A 3,741-nucleotide genomic window follows, 5' to 3' on the forward strand; every position below is an offset into this window, starting at 1 on the left:
CTTTGGGCGAACCCAAAACCCGGCCTGATCGCGAAACAGCTCCGCTTCGGCGCCGTCGCGATGGACGAGAAAGCGGACATTGCTGCGCGGCAACCGAACCCGATGGCGACTGTCGGCGTTTGTGGGCAATGAGCTTTCGAGTCGAACCGCTTTCTCGACAGAATTGGCCGGCACTCGTGGATCTGTTTTCGGCGAGCGGGCCTGTCGGTCGTTGCTGGTGCATGTATGGCAGGATCGGCCCGGCTTACCGAAAGCAGCCGCCCGATCGGAATCGGCACGAATTTCAGCAAGCGGCGCTATCGGGCGATGTGCCTCAGGGCCTTTTGGCCTTCGATGGAGAAATGGCCGTCGGGTGGTGCCAAATCACGCCCATCGAAGCCGTGCCTTACCTGAAGAAAAGATGGATCGGGGCAGAAGATCGCAGGGAAGAGACATGGTTCATCTCCTGCTTCTACGTCCGCAAGGGCTATCGTCGCCGCGGGATGACGCGAACGCTGATCGAGGCGAGCATCGCTCACGCAAGACGACATGGCGCGAAGGCGATCGAGGCGATGCCGCTCGATGGCGGCAAGTCGCCGAGCGCAACGGGTAGTGGGTATGTATCGACCTTCGAGAGCGCAGGGTTTCAAGCCGTCGCGCACCGCGATGCGGCCCGCCCGCTGATGAGGCTTTCGCTGTCATGAGCGTTGACGGTGAACGAATTTCGGTGACAGAATTACGGTGACAGTGCACCATTTGCTATGTTCGCCCGCCATTATAAAGCGCGGCGCATGATGGGTTACCCTCCCCTCGATGGGGAGGGTCGGCGCGGAGCGCCGGGGTGGGGTGCGGCGCAGACCCCCACCCCGCTCCGCTTCGCGGATCGACCCTCCCCACAAGGAGGAGGGTAAAAGCTCAAAACCCAGCCTGATCGCGAAACAACTCCGCATTGTCCAGCTTCGACACCTCGATCACCGCTTGCGTGCGGCTGTAGACATTGAGTTTGCGCAGGATCTCCGAGACATGCGCCTTCACCGTGGTCTCTCCCACCTGCAGCTCGTAGGCGATCTGCTTGTTGAGCAGGCCCTGGCGCAGCATCTGCAGCACGCGCAGTTGCTGCGGCGTTAGCGTCGACAGGCGCTGCACCATGTCGGCGCGGTCGGCGCTGTCGGCGTCCGGCGGCCGGCCTTCATAGGTCTCCGGCACATAGATCGCGCCTTCCATCACCGAGCGGATGGCTGCGGCGAGGTCGCTCTTGCGCGCCGATTTCGGGATGAAGCCGGCAGCGCCATAGGACAGCGCTTCGGAAATGATCTTCGGCTCCTCGTAACCAGAGACGATCACCACGGGCAGGCGCGGATAGCGGGTCCGGAGTTGCAGCAGGCCGTCAAAACCGTGCACGTCGGGCATCGAGAGGTCGAGAAGCGCGAGGTCGAACGGCTTGGCATCGGCCAGAAGATCGAGCGCCTCGGTGATCGAGCGCGCCTCCACCGTGTCGACTTCCGGATAGGCCATCTGCACGGCGCTGTGCAGCGCCTCACGAAACAGCGGATGGTCGTCGATGATCAGAAACCGGGCGCGATCGTGGGTTGCGGTCATGGGGTTCATTTCAGTTCGTGAGCGATTAGAATAACCTCTCCACCATGGCCAGATTATTGCCAAATAGTATATCGCCATCTCCGGCGGAAAGTGCCGCCGGCACTTTCTCGACCAAATCGCCTTGTCCAGGCCCCCAAATCGGTCGAATGTTCCGGCAACCAAGCAGAGACCCTTGATGACAGAATTCGTCCTTCCCCTGCCCGCAACCGCATCGGTGGCCGTTGCCGGCTCGTCCGATCGTTTTGCGGTGCGCCGTATCTACTGCGTCGGCCGCAACTACGCGGCGCATGCCCGCGAATTCGGCAATGACGAGCGTGATCCGCCCTTCTTCTTCACCAAGCCGGCCGACGCGGTGGTCGATTCCGGCACCGCTATCCCCTACCCGCCGCTGACGGCCAATCTGCACCACGAGATCGAACTGGTGGCCGCGATCGGCAAAGCCGGCTTCCGCATTCCCCGCGACAAGGCGCTGGACCATGTCTGGGGCTACGGCGTCGGCATCGACCTCACCCGCCGCGACCTGCAGGACGAGGCCAAGAAGGCCGCCCGGCCCTGGGACTGGTCGAAGGCCTTCGACCGCTCCGCCCCTTGCAGCCCGTTGGTGCAAGCGCACGAATCCGGCCACCCACAGAAGGGCCGCATCTGGCTCGCCGTCAACGGCAAGGTCAGGCAGGATGCCGACCTCGCCGAACTGATCTGGCCGATACCGGATATCGTGTCGATCTGCAGCGAGGCGATGGAGCTCGAGCCCGGCGACCTGATCTTCACCGGTACGCCAGCAGGCGTCGGCGCGGTTGGCCCCGGCGACACGATGACCGGCGGCGTCGACGGCATCGGCACCATCGAAATAACCATCGGCCAGCCGAAGTGAGCGCATGAGCAAACTCGTCCTGCACAACTACTATCGCTCCTCCACCTCCTACCGGGTGCGGATCGCGCTGGAGATGAAGGGGCTGAGCTACGACTATATCCCGCATCATCTGCGCCATGGCGAGCACCTCGAACCAGCCTATCTCGCGGTCAATCCGCAAGGGCTGGTGCCGGCGCTGGTGCTCGGCGACGGCACGCTGCTGACGCAATCGCTGGCGATCATCGAATTCCTCGACGAGACCAGCCCGGAACCACCGCTATTGCCAGGGGATGCGGCCGGTCGGGCACGGGTCAGAATGCTGGCGCAGATGATCGCCTGCGACATCCACCCGGTGAACAATCTGCGCGTGCTGACCTCGCTGCGCACGCTGTTCGGCGCCGGCGACGAGGACGTCGTCAACTGGTTCCGCCACTGGGTGAACGAGGGCTTTCAGCCGCTTGAAAAGATCCTGGCCTTGTCGGCGGAGACCGGAACATTCTGCCATGGCGACGCGCCGGGTCTGGCTGACATCTGCCTCGCCGCACAGATTGCCAGCAATGCCCGCTTTGGCGTCGATCTGACGCCCTACCCGACGATCGCGCGCATCAACGCCGCCTGCATGGCGCTGCCGGCCTTCCAGAAAGCGGCGCCCCAGAACCAGATCGACGCGGAATAAGGCGTCATCTGCGTAGCGTCGGCACCGGAACAGTATGGCTGGCGGAATCGATTTTCGCTTGACCGGATAGGGAATCGGCTATCGTTTCCCGCAGGCCGTGTGAAAGGTGGTGTTGCCGATGAAAGCCGTCGTCTTCGAGAAATTCGGCGAAGCGCCGAGGATCCAGACCGTTCCTGATCCGAAGCCGGCAGCCGATGGCGTCGTCATCAAGGTCGAGGCGACCGGTCTGTGCCGCAGCGACTGGCATGGCTGGATGGGTCATGACGAAGGCATCACGCTGCCGCACGTGCCGGGCCACGAACTTGCCGGCATCGTCGTCGCCGCGGGCAAGCAGGTCACGCGCTGGAAGGCCGGCGAGCGCGTCACAGTGCCGTTCGCCGTCGGCTGCGGCCGCTGCTTCGAGTGTAATTCGGGCAATCACCAGGTCTGCGAGCACCAGACACAGCCTGGCTTCACCGGCTGGGGCTCGTTTGCCGAATATGTCGCCATCGAACATGCCGACACCAATCTTGTGCGCCTGCCCGACGAGATGGAATTCGCCACCGCCGCCAGCCTCGGCTGCCGCTTCGTCACTTCGTTTCGAGCCATTGTCGACCAGGGCCGGGTGAAGCCGGGCGAATGGGTCGCGGTGCATGGC

At 63.5% G+C, this 3,741-nt stretch carries 5 protein-coding genes; 4 read left to right on the top strand and 1 reads right to left on the bottom strand.

The window, feature by feature from the left end:
• Positions 1-176: 176 nt before the first annotated feature.
• On the top strand, positions 177-683 hold the full coding sequence (locus tag EN925_RS27400; RefSeq protein ID WP_164754003.1) for a GNAT family N-acetyltransferase: 507 nt from the start codon (positions 177-179) through the stop codon (positions 681-683).
• Positions 684-894: 211 nt separating this feature from the next.
• On the opposite strand, the gene EN925_RS27405 is transcribed toward EN925_RS27400, so the two are convergent.
• Complete coding sequence (locus EN925_RS27405) at positions 895-1,578, bottom strand: response regulator transcription factor (RefSeq protein WP_024503826.1); 684 nt, start codon at positions 1,576-1,578, stop codon at positions 895-897.
• A 175-nt stretch (positions 1,579-1,753) separates the two neighbouring features.
• On the opposite strand from EN925_RS27405, the gene EN925_RS27410 reads away from it, so the two are divergent.
• The 3 genes from EN925_RS27410 to EN925_RS27420 all read left to right on the top strand — a co-directional run.
• The gene (locus tag EN925_RS27410) at positions 1,754-2,449 is read left to right on the top strand and encodes a fumarylacetoacetate hydrolase family protein (protein WP_024503825.1); all 696 of its coding nucleotides are present in this window, start codon (positions 1,754-1,756) and stop codon (positions 2,447-2,449) included.
• Positions 2,450-2,453: 4 nt separating this feature from the next.
• Entirely contained in the window at positions 2,454-3,104 is a 651-nt protein-coding gene (gene maiA / locus EN925_RS27415; RefSeq protein WP_024503824.1) for a maleylacetoacetate isomerase, read from the top strand.
• A 118-nt stretch (positions 3,105-3,222) separates the two neighbouring features.
• A partial coding sequence (locus EN925_RS27420; protein ID WP_164894422.1) for an alcohol dehydrogenase catalytic domain-containing protein occupies positions 3,223-3,741 on the top strand: 519 nt, incomplete at its 3' end.

Origin of the sequence: Mesorhizobium sp. M7A.F.Ca.US.006.04.2.1 (genome assembly GCF_004022915.1) — a bacterium.
In the GTDB taxonomy this organism is placed as follows: Bacteria; Pseudomonadota; Alphaproteobacteria; order Rhizobiales; family Rhizobiaceae; genus Mesorhizobium; species Mesorhizobium ciceri.